19 protein-coding genes and 1 tRNA gene are annotated in these 17,338 nt (G+C 57.2%); 7 read left to right on the top strand and 13 right to left on the bottom strand.

The window, feature by feature from the left end; translation table 11 throughout:
* Positions 1-6: 6 nt before the first annotated feature.
* From ACYJRZ_RS04065 to ACYJRZ_RS04050, 4 genes are all read right to left on the bottom strand, one after another.
* Complete coding sequence (locus ACYJRZ_RS04065) at positions 7-207, bottom strand: phage head-tail joining protein (protein ID WP_145631138.1); 201 nt, start codon at positions 205-207, stop codon at positions 7-9.
* 8 nt (positions 208-215) lie between these two features.
* A complete protein-coding gene (locus tag ACYJRZ_RS04060) occupies positions 216-1,961 on the bottom strand; it encodes a phage terminase large subunit family protein (protein WP_459456320.1) in 1,746 nt (581 codons plus the stop codon).
* A gap of 16 nt (positions 1,962-1,977) precedes the next feature.
* Positions 1,978-2,601 carry a hypothetical protein gene (locus tag ACYJRZ_RS04055; RefSeq protein WP_459456318.1) on the bottom strand — a complete coding sequence of 208 codons (624 nt, stop codon included), beginning with the start codon at positions 2,599-2,601 and terminating at the stop codon, positions 1,978-1,980.
* A 680-nt stretch (positions 2,602-3,281) separates the two neighbouring features.
* On the bottom strand, positions 3,282-3,953 hold the full coding sequence (locus tag ACYJRZ_RS04050) for a hypothetical protein (protein ID WP_459456316.1): 672 nt from the start codon (positions 3,951-3,953) through the stop codon (positions 3,282-3,284).
* Between the two features lie 181 nt (positions 3,954-4,134).
* On the opposite strand from ACYJRZ_RS04050, the gene ACYJRZ_RS04045 reads away from it, so the two are divergent.
* On the top strand, positions 4,135-4,665 hold the full coding sequence (locus ACYJRZ_RS04045; protein ID WP_459456314.1) for a hypothetical protein: 531 nt from the start codon (positions 4,135-4,137) through the stop codon (positions 4,663-4,665).
* A gap of 270 nt (positions 4,666-4,935) precedes the next feature.
* On the opposite strand, the gene ACYJRZ_RS04040 is transcribed toward ACYJRZ_RS04045, so the two are convergent.
* A tRNA-Pro gene (locus tag ACYJRZ_RS04040) sits at positions 4,936-5,012 on the bottom strand.
* 8 nt (positions 5,013-5,020) lie between these two features.
* Positions 5,021-5,326, bottom strand: coding sequence for a hypothetical protein (locus ACYJRZ_RS04035; RefSeq protein ID WP_459456312.1), 306 nt, complete (start codon positions 5,324-5,326; stop codon positions 5,021-5,023).
* Between the two features lie 184 nt (positions 5,327-5,510).
* Here ACYJRZ_RS04035 and ACYJRZ_RS04030 point away from each other — a divergent pair, with 184 nt between their 5' ends.
* Positions 5,511-5,804, top strand: a complete 294-nt coding sequence (locus ACYJRZ_RS04030; RefSeq protein ID WP_459456310.1) for a hypothetical protein — start codon at positions 5,511-5,513, stop codon at positions 5,802-5,804.
* 178 nt (positions 5,805-5,982) lie between these two features.
* Here the strand turns inward: ACYJRZ_RS04030 and ACYJRZ_RS04025 are convergent, their stop codons facing one another.
* The 4 genes from ACYJRZ_RS04025 to ACYJRZ_RS04010 all read right to left on the bottom strand — a co-directional run bounded on the left by ACYJRZ_RS04025 (position 5,983) and on the right by ACYJRZ_RS04010 (position 10,663).
* Positions 5,983-6,930, bottom strand: coding sequence for a hypothetical protein (locus ACYJRZ_RS04025; RefSeq protein WP_459456308.1), 948 nt, complete (start codon positions 6,928-6,930; stop codon positions 5,983-5,985).
* 218 nt (positions 6,931-7,148) lie between these two features.
* A complete protein-coding gene (locus ACYJRZ_RS04020) occupies positions 7,149-7,409 on the bottom strand; it encodes a hypothetical protein (protein WP_459456306.1) in 261 nt (86 codons plus the stop codon).
* A 221-nt stretch (positions 7,410-7,630) separates the two neighbouring features.
* Positions 7,631-10,135 (bottom strand): DUF3987 domain-containing protein, encoded by a 2,505-nt coding sequence (locus ACYJRZ_RS04015; protein WP_459456304.1) that lies wholly within the window; start codon positions 10,133-10,135, stop codon positions 7,631-7,633.
* Positions 10,136-10,270: 135 nt separating this feature from the next.
* Positions 10,271-10,663, bottom strand: coding sequence for a hypothetical protein (locus tag ACYJRZ_RS04010; RefSeq protein WP_459456302.1), 393 nt, complete (start codon positions 10,661-10,663; stop codon positions 10,271-10,273).
* Between the two features lie 750 nt (positions 10,664-11,413).
* Here ACYJRZ_RS04010 and ACYJRZ_RS04005 point away from each other — a divergent pair.
* Positions 11,414-12,109, top strand: coding sequence for a fumarylacetoacetate hydrolase family protein (locus ACYJRZ_RS04005; RefSeq protein ID WP_459456300.1), 696 nt, complete (start codon positions 11,414-11,416; stop codon positions 12,107-12,109).
* A gap of 16 nt (positions 12,110-12,125) precedes the next feature.
* Positions 12,126-12,656, top strand: coding sequence for a gamma carbonic anhydrase family protein (locus tag ACYJRZ_RS04000; RefSeq protein ID WP_459456298.1), 531 nt, complete (start codon positions 12,126-12,128; stop codon positions 12,654-12,656).
* Positions 12,657-12,705: 49 nt separating this feature from the next.
* Here the strand turns inward: ACYJRZ_RS04000 and ACYJRZ_RS03995 are convergent, their stop codons facing one another.
* The 3 genes from ACYJRZ_RS03995 to ACYJRZ_RS03985 are packed head-to-tail and all read right to left on the bottom strand — an operon-like array spanning position 12,706 to position 14,799.
* Positions 12,706-13,104, bottom strand: coding sequence for a Fur family transcriptional regulator (locus ACYJRZ_RS03995; protein ID WP_112334637.1), 399 nt, complete (start codon positions 13,102-13,104; stop codon positions 12,706-12,708).
* On the bottom strand, positions 13,101-13,928 hold the full coding sequence (znuB, locus tag ACYJRZ_RS03990) for a zinc ABC transporter permease subunit ZnuB (RefSeq protein WP_459456933.1): 828 nt from the start codon (positions 13,926-13,928) through the stop codon (positions 13,101-13,103). Before znuB ends, ACYJRZ_RS03995 begins: the two co-directional genes overlap by 4 nt.
* Entirely contained in the window at positions 13,921-14,799 is an 879-nt protein-coding gene (locus ACYJRZ_RS03985; RefSeq protein ID WP_459456295.1) for an ATP-binding cassette domain-containing protein, read from the bottom strand. The genes znuB and ACYJRZ_RS03985 overlap by 8 nt, the downstream gene beginning before the upstream one ends.
* 100 nt (positions 14,800-14,899) lie before the next feature.
* Between ACYJRZ_RS03985 and znuA the strand changes: the two genes are divergently transcribed.
* From znuA to ACYJRZ_RS03970, 3 genes are all read left to right on the top strand, one after another.
* Positions 14,900-15,868: a zinc ABC transporter substrate-binding protein ZnuA gene (gene znuA, locus ACYJRZ_RS03980; RefSeq protein WP_459456293.1), complete on the top strand. Its 969-nt coding sequence runs from the start codon at positions 14,900-14,902 to the stop codon at positions 15,866-15,868.
* Between the two features lie 83 nt (positions 15,869-15,951).
* Positions 15,952-17,157, top strand: coding sequence for a zinc metallochaperone GTPase ZigA (gene zigA / locus ACYJRZ_RS03975; RefSeq protein ID WP_459456291.1), 1,206 nt, complete (start codon positions 15,952-15,954; stop codon positions 17,155-17,157).
* Positions 17,154-17,336 (top strand): hypothetical protein, encoded by a 183-nt coding sequence (locus ACYJRZ_RS03970; RefSeq protein WP_459456289.1) that lies wholly within the window; start codon positions 17,154-17,156, stop codon positions 17,334-17,336. Before zigA ends, ACYJRZ_RS03970 begins: the two co-directional genes overlap by 4 nt.
* The last annotated feature ends 2 nt before the right edge of the window (positions 17,337-17,338 follow it).

Genomic DNA, 17,338 nt, shown 5'->3' with positions numbered 1-17,338 from the left:
CGCCCCTCAAAGTCGCTTGCATGTGATCGGGCGGAACTGTCGCTTGATCTTCGTGCCGTTCAGGTCGGCTTCCATCAGCGCCTTGAGCTCAAGCATTTGCTGCAAGTCTCGATACTGCACTGACTTGCCCTGGTAGCTGACGCTCGTCGCGCCAGCCGCAATCGCGGCGCAGAGCGCCGTGTATTGGGCCTGTGTGTATGTGGACATCGAAAATCCTAGAGATAGCTCGAACGGCTAATGCGACGAACCGGGCGGCGACTTCGCGCTACCTGCGGCGCGGCCACTGGTGCTGGACGCTGAGGCGGCGGTGTTGCAGGTGCCGGCGCAGGTGGGGCGACATTGTCGTTTGCCGGCGCTTGCTGTTCTTCCGCCTGCGGCTGTTCAGCCTTCGGGCGCCGCACGACATCAAGCCGCGTGCGCAAAGACTTCAGAGCGGCAAAGGCATAGACGAACGTATCGAGCGCCTCGTTGCGCTTGCCGGCACCGCAAACCCACACTCGGTACGGCCTGCCATCGCGATAGCGTGTGACGGCCTGCTCCGCGGTCAGCTGGAAGAAGTAATCGCCGTTGACAGCGTCCGCCTGCGGGAAATGGATGTAACCCGGCGCCGACGCGGGAATGCGCAGGCGGCCGTAAATGGCATCCTTCGCGGTATCCACGCCGACAATGAACAGGTTCTCGTTGGTCTTGGTTTTCGAGGCACGGACAGGCCAGACCGGCTTAGCGCCGGGGGCGCCCTTGATCGGCCAGACGCGACGCGCCTTTCTGCTTTTGCAGAAGGCCAAAACCATTGCCGCATGATGGCCGCCGGTATCGATGGCAACCGAATGCGTGCGGATCGACCGGCCGGCGTCTGTGGTCAACGGCGTCAGAAGGTATTCGTCCAGGCGCTGCCATGTATCCTGCTGCGACGGATCACCGTGCAGCACGAGATAATCGGCAACCCATGCCTCTTCGCCAGCGCTCCATGCGATCGTCTGGACTTCAAGGCGATCGCCCTGAACGTCAACACCGGCCGTCACAACGCGGACGTTGTCGGGAACGGAATTCCTGTCGTAAGTCTCGATGCGCGAAAGCAGCGGGCCGGCCGACACGGTCTCGCCGCGCTCCTCCCACGTCTCACCGAGGACTGTATTCGTCCAGACCTTCAGAAGCTCCGGATGATCCTTTGCCTCAAGGAATTCAGTGACGATTTCCTCAAGCTTCACCCATGGTGACAGCAGGCCGGGAATATGGAATCCGGCTGTGCCTTTGAATTCCGCCGTCGCGCGCCACTCACCCTGCCGGATGGCGGCCCAGCGCTGCGCGTCATTCCAAAGCGAACCGCATCCTTCGCAGACATAGTGCGCAGTTTCCGGCTTATGCCCTTCATGCGAGTTCCAATGAACCTGCGACCACTTGAGATACTGCCCTTCCCCGCAATCCGGGCAAGGCACGAAATACCGTCGCTGGTCGCTGTTCTGAAACTCGCGATCGATGACGCTTTCCCCCTTAATTGTAGGGGTAGAGCCAACGAGCGTCTTCCGGTTCCAGAACGTCAACTGGCGCTTCTGCGCCAGCTTAAGCGGGTCACCTTCGTCGCCGGCAGAGACAGGATAGCGGTCCACCTCGTCGGCGAGCACAATGCGGATAGGTCGAGACGCAAGGCTTGCCGGCGAGTTGGCGCCGACGATGGTCACCTGTCCGCCAGGGAACGACTTGTGCAACATCGTATTGCCGCTGTCGCGCGCTTTGCTATCGGACACTTTGGCAGTCAAGGCCGGCGTGTCGCGGACCATGGGCGCGAGTCGGTCTTTCGACCAGGCTTGCGCCATTTCAAGTGTCGGCTGCATGATCAGGACCGTCGAAGGGTCTTGATCGATATAGTAGCCAATGGTGTTGTTCAGAATCTCGGTGTAGCCGACCTGTGAACCTTTGGAGATGACGACTTTTGTCACCTCTGGGTCGGCCATGGCATCCATGATGCCGCGCTGATACTCAGCTCTGGCGGTTACCCACCTTCCGGGTTCGGCCGACGCTTCTGGGCTTAGGCGTCTTTCCTTGTCGGCCCACTCGCTTATCGTCAGATCCGGAGGCGGCGTCAGGATCGTCCAGCAGCTCTTCTGGATCGCCCGGTGGGCTGAATGTCCAGTCTCTGAGGCGCGTTCCTGCGAGTTCTTCAAGAGCGTTGTGGACTTCATTCTTCACCACGTCGCGAACAACGACCGTTGACGTCTCTCCCACGACGAGTGGCGCGACCTTCGATGGAATGGTCAGAATCTTCGCCCTGACGCGCGCAAAGGCCGACGTGACGGCCGAAACCATTTCAGCCAGCGGCGCTAGCTCGCCGCGCGTGACGGCGTTCTGAAGTTCAAGCCTGTCGGCCGCTTCCTTGTCTTTGCGAGCACGCTCCTGCTCGCCGTCGATCTTTCCTGGAGGCACAGCCTGCGCAGCCTCGCGGCCTGCGGCGACTTCGCGGATGTGGCGAATGTATTCGAGCCGCACCACGTCGAGATCGTAAGAGCCGCGCGACGATTTCGTGATGATGCCGCGCGCGACCAAATCGGCCGCAGTGCGCGTGTTTACGTCGATGTGCTCTGCAACTTCTGCAATGGTGGCCATCGTTTCAGCTCCGCCGAAACAGCAATTATTGATCTCGCGCAGTGACGCGAATTTGTGATATTCAGAAATCTCCCCATGGTTGAGGAGATTTGAGAATGGCCTTTTTTATGATCAGTTACGACCTTCGCAAAAAGCAGGAGTTCGATTACGAGCCACTTTGGAAGGAATTCAAAAGTCGGAAAGCAGTAAAATGCTTGGAGTCTGTATATCTATTAAAAGCTTCTAATACGCTGCTCGAAATAAAGAACCATTTCAAAAAGTTTATTCATGAGGATGATCTGCTTGTTCTGGTAGAATTCACTAAAGAGCCAGAGTGGACCAGGGCTCTAAGTGGGACAAAAGCTTGGATTGACTCTCACTGGCCATGATCTGTGTCAGAATTGTCGAGCGCCCGGCCATAGGGTAGCGAATTGATGCGGATGCTCACACCAAGCATGGATGCAATCAGGTCTAGTATGCGAACTCGAATATTCATCAATCACTCCACTGCAATGGTTGGCGCGCCCTGGGAGGCTGAACATGATGGCCCCCCTCCAATAAAATATCTGTACCTAGCGAAAGCACGCGGTGGCGCGATCAGCGAGAAACTATTGAAATCTAAGTACCTTCGGATTTCTTATGCATAGGTGATCGGAAAGCCATGCGCCCATTGCATTGCAATGGCATCTTGTGCTATGCGCTTAGCGCATAGATCGGCGCAGGGAATTCGACATCGCAGATGTGCCAGCACGTCGCAAATGCAGTTCCATGCTCACGCGAAAGTCGCGCCTGAATGGCACGTCGGGCTTGATGGTGACGCTCGGCTTCAGCACGAACATGCGCTTGATGCCGCGCCCCGCACCGCCCCACGAGCCGCCAGCCTTACTGACTTTTCCCTTGAGCTTTCCACGTTTGTAAACGTAGATCGGATACTTCTTGCCATATGGCTTGAAGATCGCACCGTTCTTCTCGAACGCGCCAAGGATCGCAGCAGGTCGTTGAGACTTGGCAAGACCAGTGGCGCCAAGGCGTTGGCCTGCGATCGGCACAGCAACGCGATGGCGCTCCGTGCGCTTTTGCCCACCGTCCGCATGAAGCAGAAGATTGCCTCGGCCTTTGGCGCGAGCATCGGTGATCTTGACGGTGAGGTTTGTGCGGCTGGAATTCTCGACACCAAGGGCGAATCCAATAAAGCCCTTGTTGCGCTGCGTCACATGTTGCGGCCATGTCTGCGAGATGAGCGTGCGCCGCGTCTCGTGCGCTGCCTGGTTCAGCGTCTTACTGATCGCGAACGCCATCTGCTTCGGCGACGCCTCAAGGCGTCGAGCCGCTTTTTCGAAAGCAGACGTGTCGAATTTGACCAGTGCTGTCATGCTCGGGCCGCCACAATCGTTACCAATAGGTAAACGTTAATACTATATTTAGTGTTTGCAGCCACACTGCGAGCGAGATAGAGCAAACATACGTTTGCAAGTTGTGAGCGGCTTTTTCAATTTAAAAGCTAAAGGATAGTTGGCGTCGTCGTCGTACGGCTTCGACTGAAAGAGGTTTGAGTTGGCATTTTTCAAATCGAAATCATTCGGTGGGAACACTTACGATCTTGGCCACCTCGATCCCTTCACCCTAGATGTTGAACATTCAGGCTCGAATTACCGGGTTCATATCCAGTTCGGACACCATTGCTTTACTGAAGAGCGCGAAAGCTGGCATCTACAGGATAGAAAATATGAATATGGAGGAGAAACGCGCTCCTTTTGTGTCGTCCGCCACAAAGCGTCAATTAAGCTCCCAGATATAATTCGCGGCCTCGTGGGCAAAAGCGTCTACGTCGGTAAAGAATACAACTATTTTGTATTGCGAAATCACGATCTGTTGGGTAACGCGCCACCATATGCAGTTTTCTTTTCCGTGGATCGTTCACGAAATAAGAAAAAAGGCGACGTTTTTATGCGCGTACAAAGCGCATATCAAAAACCGAACATGGTTGAAATAGCAGCACCTATCGATTTCTCGTACCTAGTGAGCAGCATCGCTAAAGGGGAGAAACCTGTTCCTGGTAAGCAGGTACTGATAAAACGAAAATAGCTCCCGTAGGAGCTATATCGGGAACATCAATGTGTTCCTTGCAGTATTAGTCGCCTTACGCTCTCCCAGAGAGACCACTCACGTGGCGCAACAGTCCCTATTGCCTTGCGGCTCAACTGCCCAGGTTCTGTATGATTGAGATATGGGGTATGTACGAGTGTTTGTCAACCACCTGTTGACACCAAGCACCCTAAGCCCTACCCCCATAGGTCTGCATCTTGGGTATATAGTAAGCCCTACCCGCAGGTACCATAGGTCACCACGCTAAATTGGTCTAGGTGACAGGGTTCGAACCTGCGCCCCCGTGATCCCAAATCACGTGCGCTACCAGTCTGCGCTACACCCAGATAAAAATTTACAGCGCCTTTGCGAGCGCCACGATTTCGTCCCACGCATGCAGATCGATACCGAGCTTGTCATAGACGGACTTGATCTTGCCGGCTGCGCTGGCGAACTCGTCGACAACAGCCTTGATATCGGCTTCAGCGCCAGCAACGAGCTTTTCAGCGTCTGCCACGACAACGCCGGCGGCATGAGTGGCTGCGGATTCAACGGTGGCAACCACGGGAGCAGTTACTGCTGCGGCCTGTGCAACAACATCGGTCATGTCGGATTTTCCTTTTGTGAACAGGCTTTTCAGCCAAGCGATGAATTTGGACATGGAGAATTCCTGTGTCAGAAACCAAAAGCGGCCGCTCGACACCGCATAACGGTGGAGCAGCCGCAGGATCGCCCGTCGCCGAGGAGGAGCGCCAGGTGATACTATTTACTTAGAATTGCATCACAAAAATTTTCGGTTGTTCAATTTTAACACGCTAAATCCGTCGCCATCAAAGGGGAGACAAATGCGACAGGATTTAGAAAACTTCTTTATGTGGCGAAAAACGTGGACGTTAATTGCCTTGGTTATCCTCATGGCTTCGTCAGTTTTCTCGCTGCCGACAGTATCTGATCTTTCAATTTTATGGTCGATTTCCGCTGCCATCGTTTCGACCATCATTCTCTTCGGCATTGCGCTGTACGACTGGAAGGCGAGCGCGGAGGAAGAGGCAGATTACGCTGAACTTCAAGAACAGGTGCAGCAAATGGAAAGACGTATCAATCGCCTCGAAACTGCATTGCACCGAGCAGCCGAATAGCTACGCCCCGGCATATTTCAATAGTTTCACAACTAAGGTTCATGACTATCCAAAATATCGCCCAGGCGGATCGAGGCAGACCCAGACATCAACGCGAGTATGAACGTCCGCGGACCGATGGCGCCTCAAACAGCAAGGGCCGCCAATTGGCGGCCCTAATTCCTCTCATATAGATACATTAGACTGCGGCACGTTTGGGCACATCCTCTGCAATTTTATTGTTGTCGTTAGCTGCGGCGAGCACCCTCGCCGCTTCTACAAGTGCCGCTTTACCGGCCCGATCGGCATAATCCTCTGAATAGCCAAGTCGCACGCCGATCGATTTCAGAGTGCCCCGAGCGGCAACTTCCTCGATCACCGCAGCTGCTTCCCCCTTTCTAACCTCCGGTGCTTCCCAAGCCTGGGCACCTCCAGACGTATTCCCTTTCAGGTTCGAGATGCCACCAATGAATCCGGCTCCCTTGACTACAGCGTCCTTACACCTGGTTGCTGGAAACGGTAGCTGCTCGAAAGGAACGCTTCCGTCGACGCCGAGACTTTGCAATAGCCGTCGAGCTTCTGCTCGGCCTGGCAGTGGGTCCAGCATCGGCGGGAGAACGGGACGGCTTGAAACATTCCTTGGCAGTGGCATTGCTTCCAATGGTGACCTCGTTGTCGGCTTGATTTTCAGATAGCGCTCGTTGTCTCGCGCTTGAGCTTTATCGGCGCGTGCTGGCGCCACCCGATCGACAGGTTTTAGTCTGTGCCCTTTTTTGGTCTTCCCCCATTCCATAAGTTCGCCGTTGCGAAACTTGAGCGTGCCCAGGGTGATGCGCTCGAAACCTTTCTCGCCTTGGTCGAAGACCGGTATGGCACCGGCGGAGGCGGTCATGAGCTCGCCGATTGTCGGGCGGATCTCTTGGCGGTTTTCCGCGATCTCCGCATCCCAGCTGCTCGCGGATTTCGGCATCGCTGCAGCCACAGCCGGCGCGAGATCCGGATGATTGTCAAATAGCCAACGGAGTGCCGGAAGCGTACCGCGGTAGCGTGGTTGAGGCTGCTTTGCTGGCTTATTATCGTTGGCGGCGACCACCGGCGCGGGATCGGCAGAAAGCGCCTCAGCGAACGATTTGAATTTTACCTTCACCTGGAAACCTTTTTGCTGGGCCGTTTGGGCGATCCGTTGTCATTTGCAGGAAAGAGCGATCCGAAATCCGTCATCGTCGGTCGTCGTGCCGCAGCGTCATTGAGCTTTTCAAATGCCGCTCGCTGATCACGCGGCAACGTGAAATCGTGGTTCATCTCGGGTGCTGATCCCGGGCCGGGAAACGGGCCGCCGATGTTCTGCAGTCGTGTTCGAAGCATTCAATTTCCCCTGCGTGGCGGGAGACTTGCTTTCCATTCCTTACCGACGAGCCGATAGCTTGTGTCATCGACATCACCGGCGATCGTCCGGATGGCCTGTACTTTGGGATCTATCCGTTGAAAGAAGGCTATGCAGCCAGGCATGTCGCAGGCATTGGTTTCAGCCATATTGAGAATGCCCTGCCTTGTCGTGAAGTCGTAGCTTATGCCGAGAACTGAGCACTGTAGTTCCGGGTGATAGACGGGTTTAAGGTACGTCATGTGGTCCTCCGTGGTTAGATCGGTTGGGAACTTGTGAACTTTTGCAAGCTCTTTAGGACAGACAGGAAACCACCCAAAAACCGGGGTGAAATGAAGTCGTCACAAGTTCACAAGTAAGAAAAAAGAAGAGATTTTTATCTCTTATATTATTGTTTATATTGATATTTTTCTGATGCGTTAACTTTTGACAGCGTTCCAACCGGCCAAAAGTTTCACAAGTTCTAGGCGGCCGTCGCCACAAGTTGTGAGCCAACTTGTGAACCTGCCACAAGTTTGAATGATCCGCGCGCGCCTGGCTTCGGTTGCGGCTTCAGGCTCTCGACTTTACCAGTATCGATGAGCCACTGCAGGGCCTTTGAAACCTCGTCGCCTTCGTGGGCACTCACGCCTTCCCGCTGCAGGATGTGGCTCCATGCAAGGGTGTTGCCCGGCGCGGCTTCGAGAGCTCGGATCACAGCTTTCCTGAGGGCCTCGACGGCAGATCCAGACATATGGCGCTCGACACCCTCGGTCACGATTTGGATCGAGCGATAGACGATTGCCCACCCCCACGCGACGTCGTCCTCCGTGACTAATGGGTTTCTGGGATCGCGGCTTACGGCCCGAATGGATGCGAGCCGAACAACGTTCTCGGCCGCTCGGCCATTTATATGGTGCTCTCGTTCGCCCCACGCCGGATCGTGCTGCCAGAGAAAGACCTCTGTCCAAAGTTTGTAGGCTGCCCCATCTTCACCGCCGTCGAACGGGATCATCAGCTTCTTGGCTCCAAATCCCTTGGGGGCTGGAAAATCAGTCTGCGCCTGCTTCAGCGATGCCACTAAGCCCGATGGCATCACCGCCTTCCGATTGAGCGACGGCGGCTTAATCTGTGCCGGCCCCTGCCCTTCGATGAAAATGAAGCGACTGAGAAAACCGTCATTCAGAGAGGCGTCGGACAACCCGGCGTAGAGCGTCGCCGGCGTAGTCATGCCCAGCACGGTCAATGCCGGGCCATCAATAGGACTATCATCCTTCTTCGTCTCATCCGACGCATACTGGCGCCCGTGGAACACGCTGTCGGCCTGATCGTAGATCGCAAGCAAGAACTTGCGGATCGATGCTGACGCTGCATTGGTGCGCTTCGCGTTAATGTCCTGCAGGGTTACGCCGAATTCGTCCATGACCACAACAGTGGATTTGTTCTTGCGCAGCATCCTTTCAATGGCCGCATATGACGTGGGGTCACCGTTCGTCACGGCGCCAGGCCTTCCAGCGCCCGCCGCCAGCGCGACGATGGACTTTGGCGCATGCCCCTTTCCGCTTGCCACGCCCATGACCGTGGTCAAGAAGAGGTTGAGGCCGCTCCGCGTTGGCCCAAGAGCCTTATCGCCAAACATCCCACCGATGAGCGCGAGAGCCGACGTCAACGAGGGTTCTGGCACAGGGATAATTGCCGTCGACGTGATCCACGTCGAGATCTCAGCCAAGAGACCGCCCGCGGAGGCCGGCGCGAACGGATCTGGATGCATCTCGGGAGGCTTCGGCAGAAGCCGCGAGGTATTTGCAGGCGTTTGCGTGTTGTCGTTCGCCGCGACCGGGGCGCGTTTTGCTGTGTTCCGTGCCACAAGTGCCGCGGCGATCTCTGCACCGGCAGCGCGAGCCTCGATGTGAGGCAATCCGAACTTCGCCCACAATCTGGCAAAATCGGCATTTGGGTCCTTCAACGAATATCGCTCGAACCAATCCCCGGTGGCGGAAAGAAACGCAGCGCATGCCTGCTCGGCAGTCAGGCCGTCGAACGCAAGTTGCTCGACAACCTTGGAGGCCCAGGCGGATCTATCACCAACGTCATTGGCCGCAAGCATCTCGGAGGCCGCGGCGGAGATGGAAAGCCCATCGACAGATGGGATTTCGCCAATAGTCACCGGAGAGTGACCAGCTGACGCATTCATCCACGGACCGAGTACCGTGCGCAGTTCGTCGACGCTCGTTAAACTCCCATCCCAAGCCATATTGACGGTGACGGCGACAGGATCTGGCGAGCGGCCGCGCTCCAGTTTCTTTTTGTTCGGCCAGTTTAGCGTGCCGGGAATGCGCCAGACATGGGCGATGTCCGCGGTGCCGTGATCGCTGCCGGTCGCACGCTTCAGGGCCGCCGCCAAGGGCTTCCCGTCTGTTGGGACAACCGCCTTATCGAAAAGAAGAAACGGCTGATAATTGCCCGGCGACGTCTCCAGGACGACGTTCGGTTCAACTGGCATCTCCCCGGTCTTGCCGGTATCTGCGTCGAGGTCAACAACGAGACCAAGTAGCGCGACGATGTCGCTTTCTCTGCCGCGCGAGCCACGCGCCAGACCCTTCCGCATGACCTGCAGACCGCTGAACACATTCGCGTGGGCGGTGGACGCGTGCGCCATGATTGCGTCGACCATGCCGTCAACATCACCGACTGCATGATGGGTTACGGTGCCTGGCACATCGCCGTCTCCGGTAGGATTGGCGAAATAGGTGGATGTGACGAGAAGGCCGTCGATACCAACTGCAAGGCCATGCAGCATTTCAACGTGCTGGCGGATTGCGACTTCGTCAAATGTGGCGGCGGCGGCGACCGCTTTAAGCTTGGGAATCGGAGCCATGGGCGGTAGTTGCCTCATCGTAAGTAGTGGATGCCAATATGGTAATGCGTTCTGCCAGGAGCGGATCGAACGTCGCCGTCCGCCGACTGCCCGATTGCGCGGCGTAGACAATGCGGCGTCCGTCTGGCGTTTGCAGCAAGCGTAGGCCGTAGAGCCGGATCTGAGCTGAGAGTTCGAGATCGAATGTCGCGAGCAACCGCAAAGACCCGCCGCCCGATTTGGCAGCGGGAATGAGGTCACGGACCTTCATCGAGGAAAGGTGAGCCGTGTGGCGCCGAACAAGCCGGCAGCATCGTTCTCGATTTTCTCGATGACCGCCTGCCAGACAAAGTCGGCCGTCCGCGGATCTGCAAAGAACGCGTCGCCGACATGTCGAACCAAACCCGTCTGTGACGGCCTACCCTCCCCAGCATATTGGACGAAACCGAAGCGGCGGCGGTCGCCCCTTTCGCCCTCAGTTCCGGCCACCTTTTCCGGGAACAAAAGTGTCGAGGCTTCGATAACTCTGGCGTCCGCCGCATAGCCGTCGAGGAAGTCGATGGCGACCGCATGGCCGAGGACTCGCGGAAGCAGAGTGTCCGTGGAAATGCGCTCTCTGATGAGACGGGACGAGCGGGGTTCGTGGGTGAATGAACGCATCAGTCCTCCTTCGCCGGCGATGGGCCGGTCGATGAAATTCAGGGTGGGTTGATATGGAAAAGTGGCGAGCTAGGTCGTTGAAAAACTGTACGCGGTGATTTTAGGTAGGAGCCATCGCCCTGACATTATCGTTGGCGAAGTCATACACTGCCGTCCGTCGCATGCCGGATAGCCAACTATCCAGGTCTGCCTTGACATAAAGGACCGACCCGCCGACTTTCAGGTAGACTGGCCCAGTTCCGGTCAATCTAGTCTTGTTGAGCCACGATACCGATTTGCGAATATATTGAGCGGCCTCTGACGTGGTCATTTTCTCGCTTGACAAGTTTTTCCTCCATGTTTACAGAATTTGACATCGCGGATATATTTTCGCTATGCGCTCGCAGGCACGATTGAAAATCTGTTGTAAACTTACAAATTTGTCAATTAGTGGCTAATAATTGCACGCGACGGGATCAATCGGATTAAGTACCATTGCGTTGAGGTCAGTACGACACTGAGTACAACGTGCATCCTCTGCAGCCTAGTTTGCAGGCCGATCAGTCCAGTCGATCATAGGGGCTACCGCAAAGATCTTGCGGCCAGTTTTCAGCGCGTCGCTATACATGGGAAACCTTTCTGATCCGCGCTCTACACCAAATCCCTCAAAAAGGCCAGTTTTCGTGGCAGTCACAATGATGCTAGTTTGCCCGGACGGAGTCGGAGGGCAACAGGCCTTCCCACGAAAGAGCAAGAGTTTCGAAAGCCGATATGAACGCCTCATTGACGACAGTCATTCCGCCGCCTGCCCCTGTCCTTCTGCCGATCGAGGGTGAGACCGAGTTTTTCCCTGTACGTCGTGTCTATTGCGTCGGCCGCAACTATGCCGACCACGCCATAGAGATGGGTCATGACCCTGCCCGCGAGCCGCCTTTCTTCTTCCAGAAGAACCCGGACAATCTGCTTGTCTCGAGCGACTTCCCCTACCCCGCATTGTCGTCGGACGTGCATCACGAAGTGGAGCTTGTCGTGGCGCTGCGCAGCGGTGGCGCGAACATCCCGGTCGAACAGGCGCTGGATTGCGTCTACGGCTATGGCGTCGGCATTGATTTCACCCGCCGCGATCTGCAGGGCGAAGCCAAGAAGCTCGGTCGCCCCTGGGAAACCGGCAAGGCCTTCGATCATTCGGCCCCTATCTCCGCGCTCGTACCCGCCACCCATGTCGGCCATCCCGACAAGGGCGGCATCTGGCTGATGCGCAATGGCGAGGCTGCCCAGAGAGGCGATCTCTCTCAGATGATCTGGAAAGTGCCGGAGATCATCGCCGAGCTCTCCAAGCTCTTCACGCTCGCACCGGGCGATATCATCATGACCGGCACGCCCGCCGGCGTCGGCCCCGTTGCGCGCGGCGACCGGATCAGCTGCGCCGTCGATGGTGTCGCCAATCTTGTGCTGAACGTCGTCTGATCAAGGAGGATCGACCATGCCGCTCTACGCCCTTGCCGGCTCGACGCCGAAAACACCCGAGCCGGGCCGTTACTGGATCGCGCCGGACGCCAGCGTCATCGGCAAGGTCGAGATCGGTGAAGATGTCGGCATCTGGTTCGGCGCGGTGCTGCGCGGCGACAACGAGCCGATCATCGTTGGCAAGAACACGAACATCCAGGAAGGCACAATGGTTCATACCGATCCGGCCTACCCGACCACCATCGGCGAAGGCTGCACCATCGGCCATCACGCCATCATCCATGGCTGCACTATCGGCAACAACTCCTTGATCGGCATGGGAGCCACGATCCTGAATGGCGCGAAGATCGGCAGCAATTGCCTCGTCGGTGCCAACGCGCTCGTCACGGAAGGCAAGGAGTTCCCGGATGCGTCGCTGATCGTCGGCGCACCGGCAAGGGCGATCCGCACGCTGGACGAGGCCGCGATCGAAGGCCTGCGCCGCTCGGCCCGCAACTATGTCGCCAACTGGCAGCGCTTCGCCCGCGATCTTAAAAGATTAGATTAGGAATTTCTTATAAATTCTTGGCAAGTTGGAATAAACCGCGGTTTGTAACTCAAGCCGCGCAATTTGCGCAATGACCGCGAATTTCGATGGTCGACTTTTCCGCCTTGAACTTCTGCGATTTCAGCCAGTCCATCAGCCGATGATCCACCTCGTGATCATGGAACTCGATCACTTGACCGCAGCTCTCACAGATGGCGAAGGCGACGAGGCCGTGGCTATGGCAATCCTCATGCGGATGGGCGCAGGCAACGAAGGAATTGATGCTCTCGAGTCGGTGTACCACGCCATATTCGAGCAGCTTGTCCAGCGCGCGATAGACCTGCAGCGGCGCGCGAAAGCCCTGATCGCGCAATTTGTCGAGAATGGTATAGGCGCTGAGTGGCGCTTCCGCCTTGGTCAGAATATCGAAAACGAGGGACTGGTTCTTGGTGAGCATCGGAGTGGTCATGATGACTGTCCTCTCTGTTGCGCCGCTGGCGTGCCGCTCCTGCGAACGAGGGGCAGCAGACTGATGATAAATAGAACGAGCGCCGCAACCACGATCGACGGGCCGGACGGCGTGTCATAGCGCAGCGACCCGAAAAGCCCGCCGACAACGGCGGTGGCGCCGAGCAGCGAAGCAAAGATCGCCATCGTTTCCGGCGTGGCGGCAAAGCGGCGTGCGGTGGCCGCGGGGATGATCAGAAGCGCGGTGATAAGCAGGATACCGACGATTTTCATGGCGATCGCGATCACCACGGCCATCAGCAGCATGAAGAGAAGCCGCGCGCGCTCCGGCCGCAATCCTTCCGCCTCGGCAAGCTCGGGATTGACGGTCGAAGCCAAAAGCGGCCGCCAGAGCCAGGCAATTGCCGCCAGCACAAAAATGCCGCCGCCCCAGATCACCGCGATATCGGACTGGCTGACGGCCAGTATGTCGCCGAAGAGGAAGGCGATGAGATCGATCCGCACCCAGCTCATGAAGGCGACAATGACAAGGCCGATCGCCAGCGTTGCATGCGAGAGAATGCCGAGCAGCGCATCCGCCGACAGCGCCTGCCGCCGCTGCAGGAAGAGCAGCAGAACCGAGACGAGAGCTGCAACCGTGAAGACGGAGAGTGTTAGATTGAGCTGAAAAAGCAGCGAGAGCGCCACGCCGAGCAGCGCCGAATGCGAGATCGTATCGCCGAAATATGCCATGCGTCGCCAGATGATGAAACAGCCGAGCGGCCCGGTCGTCAGCGCCAGCCCGACGCCGGCAACGACGGCACGCAGGAAGAAATCGTCAAACATGACGTTCTCCCTTACTGTGATCATGATCGTGGCCATGATGGTGACCATGATCGTCATGTTCATGATGGTGGTGGCCGTCGTCGGCATGGCAATGATCTGTTATCGAGCCGTCAGCATGTTGTACGCGGCCATCAGGCAGATGCGTATGGTCGTGGTGATGACTGTAGATCGCCAGGGATTGCGCCGCCCGTGTGCCGAACAGCCTGACATATTCCGGACTCTGGCTGACGGTCTGCGGCGTGCCGCGGCAGCAGACATGGCCATTCAGGCAAACCACCGTGTCCGTCGCCGCCATGACGACATGCAGATCATGCGAGATCAACAGGATACCGCAACCTTGCGAGTTGCGGATCGACTTGATCAAATCATAAAGCGCAATCTCACCGCTGAAATCCACCCCTTGCACTGGCTCGTCCAGGACAAGCAGATCGGGCTTGCGAGCGATGGCGCGCGCCAGCAGCGCCCGCTGGAATTCTCCGCCGGAAAGATGCTGCACCTCGGCTTTGGAGAGATGCGCAATACCGACGGCTTCAAGAGCAGCGACCAGCTCGCTCTCCGGCAAAGGCCCGGTCAGCGTCATCAACCGCTGCACGCTGAGTGGCAAGGTCCAGTCGATGGCGAGCTTCTGGGGGACATAGCCAACCTTCAGATTGGCGACGCGTTCGACACGTCCTTCGTCCGGCTTCAACACGCCGACCGCCGTCTTGGCGCTCGTCGATTTGCCGGAGCCGTTCGGACCGATCAGGGTGACGATCTCACCACGATTGACAGAAAAATCGACGCCACGCACCAGCCAGCGACCGCCGCGGCGGACGCCGACATCATGAAGCGACACCAGCGGCTGGCTTTTGCTGTCGAGGGAAGAAAGCATGAAATTTCCAATTGCACTATTGCGCCATGCTATCGCACACGTTATAGCATAACGCAATTGATGTAATAACATTACAGACCCATTCAAGGGCATTTCTGGCATGAACGCAGCAAAAACTCTTCTTCCCATCGCGGCCTCCCTCCTCCTTTCGGGTCTACTTGCCAGCACGGCTGCCACAGCAGCCGATGCTCCGAAAGTCGTCGTTTCCATCAAGCCGATCCACTCGCTGGTCGCAGCCGTCATGCAAGGGGTCGGCACGCCGGACCTCATCGTCGACGGTGCCGCTTCGCCGCATACCTATGCGCTCAAGCCGTCGAATGCCCGGAGCCTTGAGCAAGCACAACTGGTCTTTTGGGTTGGCCCGGGCATGGAAACTTTCCTGCAAAAGCCACTCGCGGCACTCGGTTCCAATGCCACCGTCGTCGAGCTTGACGATGCACCCGGCATCACCAAGCTGAAATTCCGCGAGGGCGGCGCCTTCGAACCGCATGATGATGGCGATGAACACGAAGCCAGTGATGATCATGCGCACGATCATGATCATGGTGGGTTCGACACGCATCTCTGGCTCGATCCACACAATGCCAAGGCGATGGTCGCCGAAATCACGATATCGCTAGTCGCGGCCGATCCCGCCAACGCCCTCACCTATGAGGCAAATCAGAAGACCTTGGACGACAAGCTCGATGCGCTTGATGCGGAAATTGCTTCCACGCTCGCTCCGGTAAAAGACAAGCCCTTCATCGTCTTCCATGATGCCTATCAGTACTTCGAGCATCGTTATGGCGTGCGCGTCTCCGGCTCGATCACGGTCAGCCCGGAAACCATCCCGGGCGCGCAGCGCGTCGCCGAGATCCACAGCAAGGTCGCCGATCTCGGCGCGACCTGCGTCTTCGCAGAACCGCAATTCGAACCGAAGCTGGTCAACGTGGTGCTGGAAGGCACGGCGGCAAAATCTGGTGTCCTGGACCCGGAAGCCGCAACGCTGCCGCAGGGGCCGGATCTTTATTTCGACCTGATGCGCCGCATCGCAAGCTCCCTAAAAACCTGCCTTTCAGCCCAAGGCTGAACGTCACCGAAGGAAGCGAGCACATGGCTCGCTTTTTTCACCACAATAAATGTAATGATATTACATTACGAAAAGAGGTTGTCATGAACAAGAAGCTCCCGGTTACCGTCCTCTCCGGTTTTCTCGGCGCCGGCAAGACGACGCTGCTCAATCATATCCTTAACAACCGCGAGGGCTTGCGCGTCGCTGTCATCGTCAACGACATGAGCGAGGTGAATATCGATGCGGCGCTGGTGCGCGATGGCGGCGCCAATCTCTCCCGCACGGAGGAACAGCTCGTCGAGATGACCAATGGCTGCATCTGTTGCACACTACGCGACGACCTGCTGAAGGAAGTCCGCCAGCTCGCGGAGCAGGATCGCTTCGATTACCTCCTAATCGAATCCACAGGCATCGCCGAACCCCTGCCCGTCGCCACCACTTTCGAATTCCGTGACGAAGACGGACGCAGTCTTTCCGATGTAGCCCGGCTCGACACCATGGTCACTGTCGTCGACGCTGCCAACCTTCTGGCCGACTATGGATCGACAGACTTCCTCGCTGACCGAGGCGAAACCGCCGGTGACGGCGACAACCGCACCATCGTCGATCTGCTTGTCGAACAGATTGAGTTCGCCGACGTCGTCATTCTCAACAAGATCGACTCGGCGACGGCAGAGCAACGCGACGCTGCCCGCAAGATCATCGTCGGCCTGAACCCCGATGCACGCCTGATCGAAGCCGATTTCGGTGTGGTGGAGCCATCGGAGGTACTCGGCACGGGACGCTTCGACATCGATCGAGCCGAGACCCATCCTCTCTGGTATAAGGAGCTGCATGGCTTCAAGGACCATGTTCCGGAAACCGAGGAATATGGAATCCGCTCCTTCGTCTATCGCGCGAAGAAACCGTTCGATCCCCTTAAATTCCAGGGCTTTCTTAATCGATCATGGCCGGGCGTCGTTCGCGCCAAAGGCTTTTTCTGGCTTGCAACCAGACCCTATTATATTGGCGAGATGAGCCAGGCCGGCGCGCTCGTCCGCACGAGCAAGATGGGCCTCTGGTGGGCAGCCGTGCCGCAAGATCAATGGCCGCACGATCTTAGCTTCAAGCGTGCGCTGGCACCCTATCTCGATCCAATATGGGGGGACCGCCGCCAGGAACTGGTGTTCATCGGCGCCGATCCGATGAATGAAAAGCAGATCACAGCTGAACTGAACGCCTGCCTGATCGAGGCGGACAGCTTCACGCCCGAACGCTGGCGAAACCTGCCCGATCCCTTTGCCAGCTGGAACAAGCCTGCAGCATGAAGAAGACGAAACCGATCAAATTTCAATGCCATTGTTTCGAATGCAGCACCGATGACGAGCAGACAAACGATAGATTGCGCTCCGGTACGAACGAAACGGATCAGGCCAGCATAAAATCAGGCGAAGAAGATCGTCGCCTGATGCCGGATATGATTGGAAAATTGCTGTTTGGGGCCTGAAC

Source organism: Rhizobium sp. No.120, assembly GCF_054558365.1.
This window is presented reverse-complemented; position numbering and strand designations above follow the sequence as displayed.

What these genes read in the sequence shown, in the direction of transcription:
- ACYJRZ_RS04065 (WP_145631138.1), bottom strand. Translation starts at nt 207, where the DNA reads ATGTCCACATACACACAGGCCCAATACACGGCGCTCTGCGCCGCGATT.
- ACYJRZ_RS04060 (WP_459456320.1), bottom strand. Translation starts at nt 1,961, where the DNA reads ATGGATGCCATGGCCGACCCAGAGGTGACAAAAGTCGTCATCTCCAAA.
- ACYJRZ_RS04055 (WP_459456318.1), bottom strand. Translation starts at nt 2,601, where the DNA reads ATGGCCACCATTGCAGAAGTTGCAGAGCACATCGACGTAAACACGCGC.
- ACYJRZ_RS04050 (WP_459456316.1), bottom strand. Translation starts at nt 3,953, where the DNA reads ATGACAGCACTGGTCAAATTCGACACGTCTGCTTTCGAAAAAGCGGCT.
- ACYJRZ_RS04035 (WP_459456312.1), bottom strand. Translation starts at nt 5,326, where the DNA reads ATGTCCAAATTCATCGCTTGGCTGAAAAGCCTGTTCACAAAAGGAAAA.
- ACYJRZ_RS04030 (WP_459456310.1), top strand. Translation starts at nt 5,511, where the DNA reads ATGCGACAGGATTTAGAAAACTTCTTTATGTGGCGAAAAACGTGGACG.
- ACYJRZ_RS04020 (WP_459456306.1), bottom strand. Translation starts at nt 7,409, where the DNA reads ATGACGTACCTTAAACCCGTCTATCACCCGGAACTACAGTGCTCAGTT.
- ACYJRZ_RS04010 (WP_459456302.1), bottom strand. Translation starts at nt 10,663, where the DNA reads ATGCGTTCATTCACCCACGAACCCCGCTCGTCCCGTCTCATCAGAGAG.
- ACYJRZ_RS04005 (WP_459456300.1), top strand. Translation starts at nt 11,414, where the DNA reads ATGAACGCCTCATTGACGACAGTCATTCCGCCGCCTGCCCCTGTCCTT.
- ACYJRZ_RS04000 (WP_459456298.1), top strand. Translation starts at nt 12,126, where the DNA reads ATGCCGCTCTACGCCCTTGCCGGCTCGACGCCGAAAACACCCGAGCCG.
- ACYJRZ_RS03995 (WP_112334637.1), bottom strand. Translation starts at nt 13,104, where the DNA reads ATGACCACTCCGATGCTCACCAAGAACCAGTCCCTCGTTTTCGATATT.
- znuB (WP_459456933.1), bottom strand. Translation starts at nt 13,928, where the DNA reads ATGTTTGACGATTTCTTCCTGCGTGCCGTCGTTGCCGGCGTCGGGCTG.
- ACYJRZ_RS03985 (WP_459456295.1), bottom strand. Translation starts at nt 14,799, where the DNA reads ATGCTTTCTTCCCTCGACAGCAAAAGCCAGCCGCTGGTGTCGCTTCAT.
- znuA (WP_459456293.1), top strand. Translation starts at nt 14,900, where the DNA reads ATGAACGCAGCAAAAACTCTTCTTCCCATCGCGGCCTCCCTCCTCCTT.
- zigA (WP_459456291.1), top strand. Translation starts at nt 15,952, where the DNA reads ATGAACAAGAAGCTCCCGGTTACCGTCCTCTCCGGTTTTCTCGGCGCC.
- ACYJRZ_RS03970 (WP_459456289.1), top strand. Translation starts at nt 17,154, where the DNA reads ATGAAGAAGACGAAACCGATCAAATTTCAATGCCATTGTTTCGAATGC.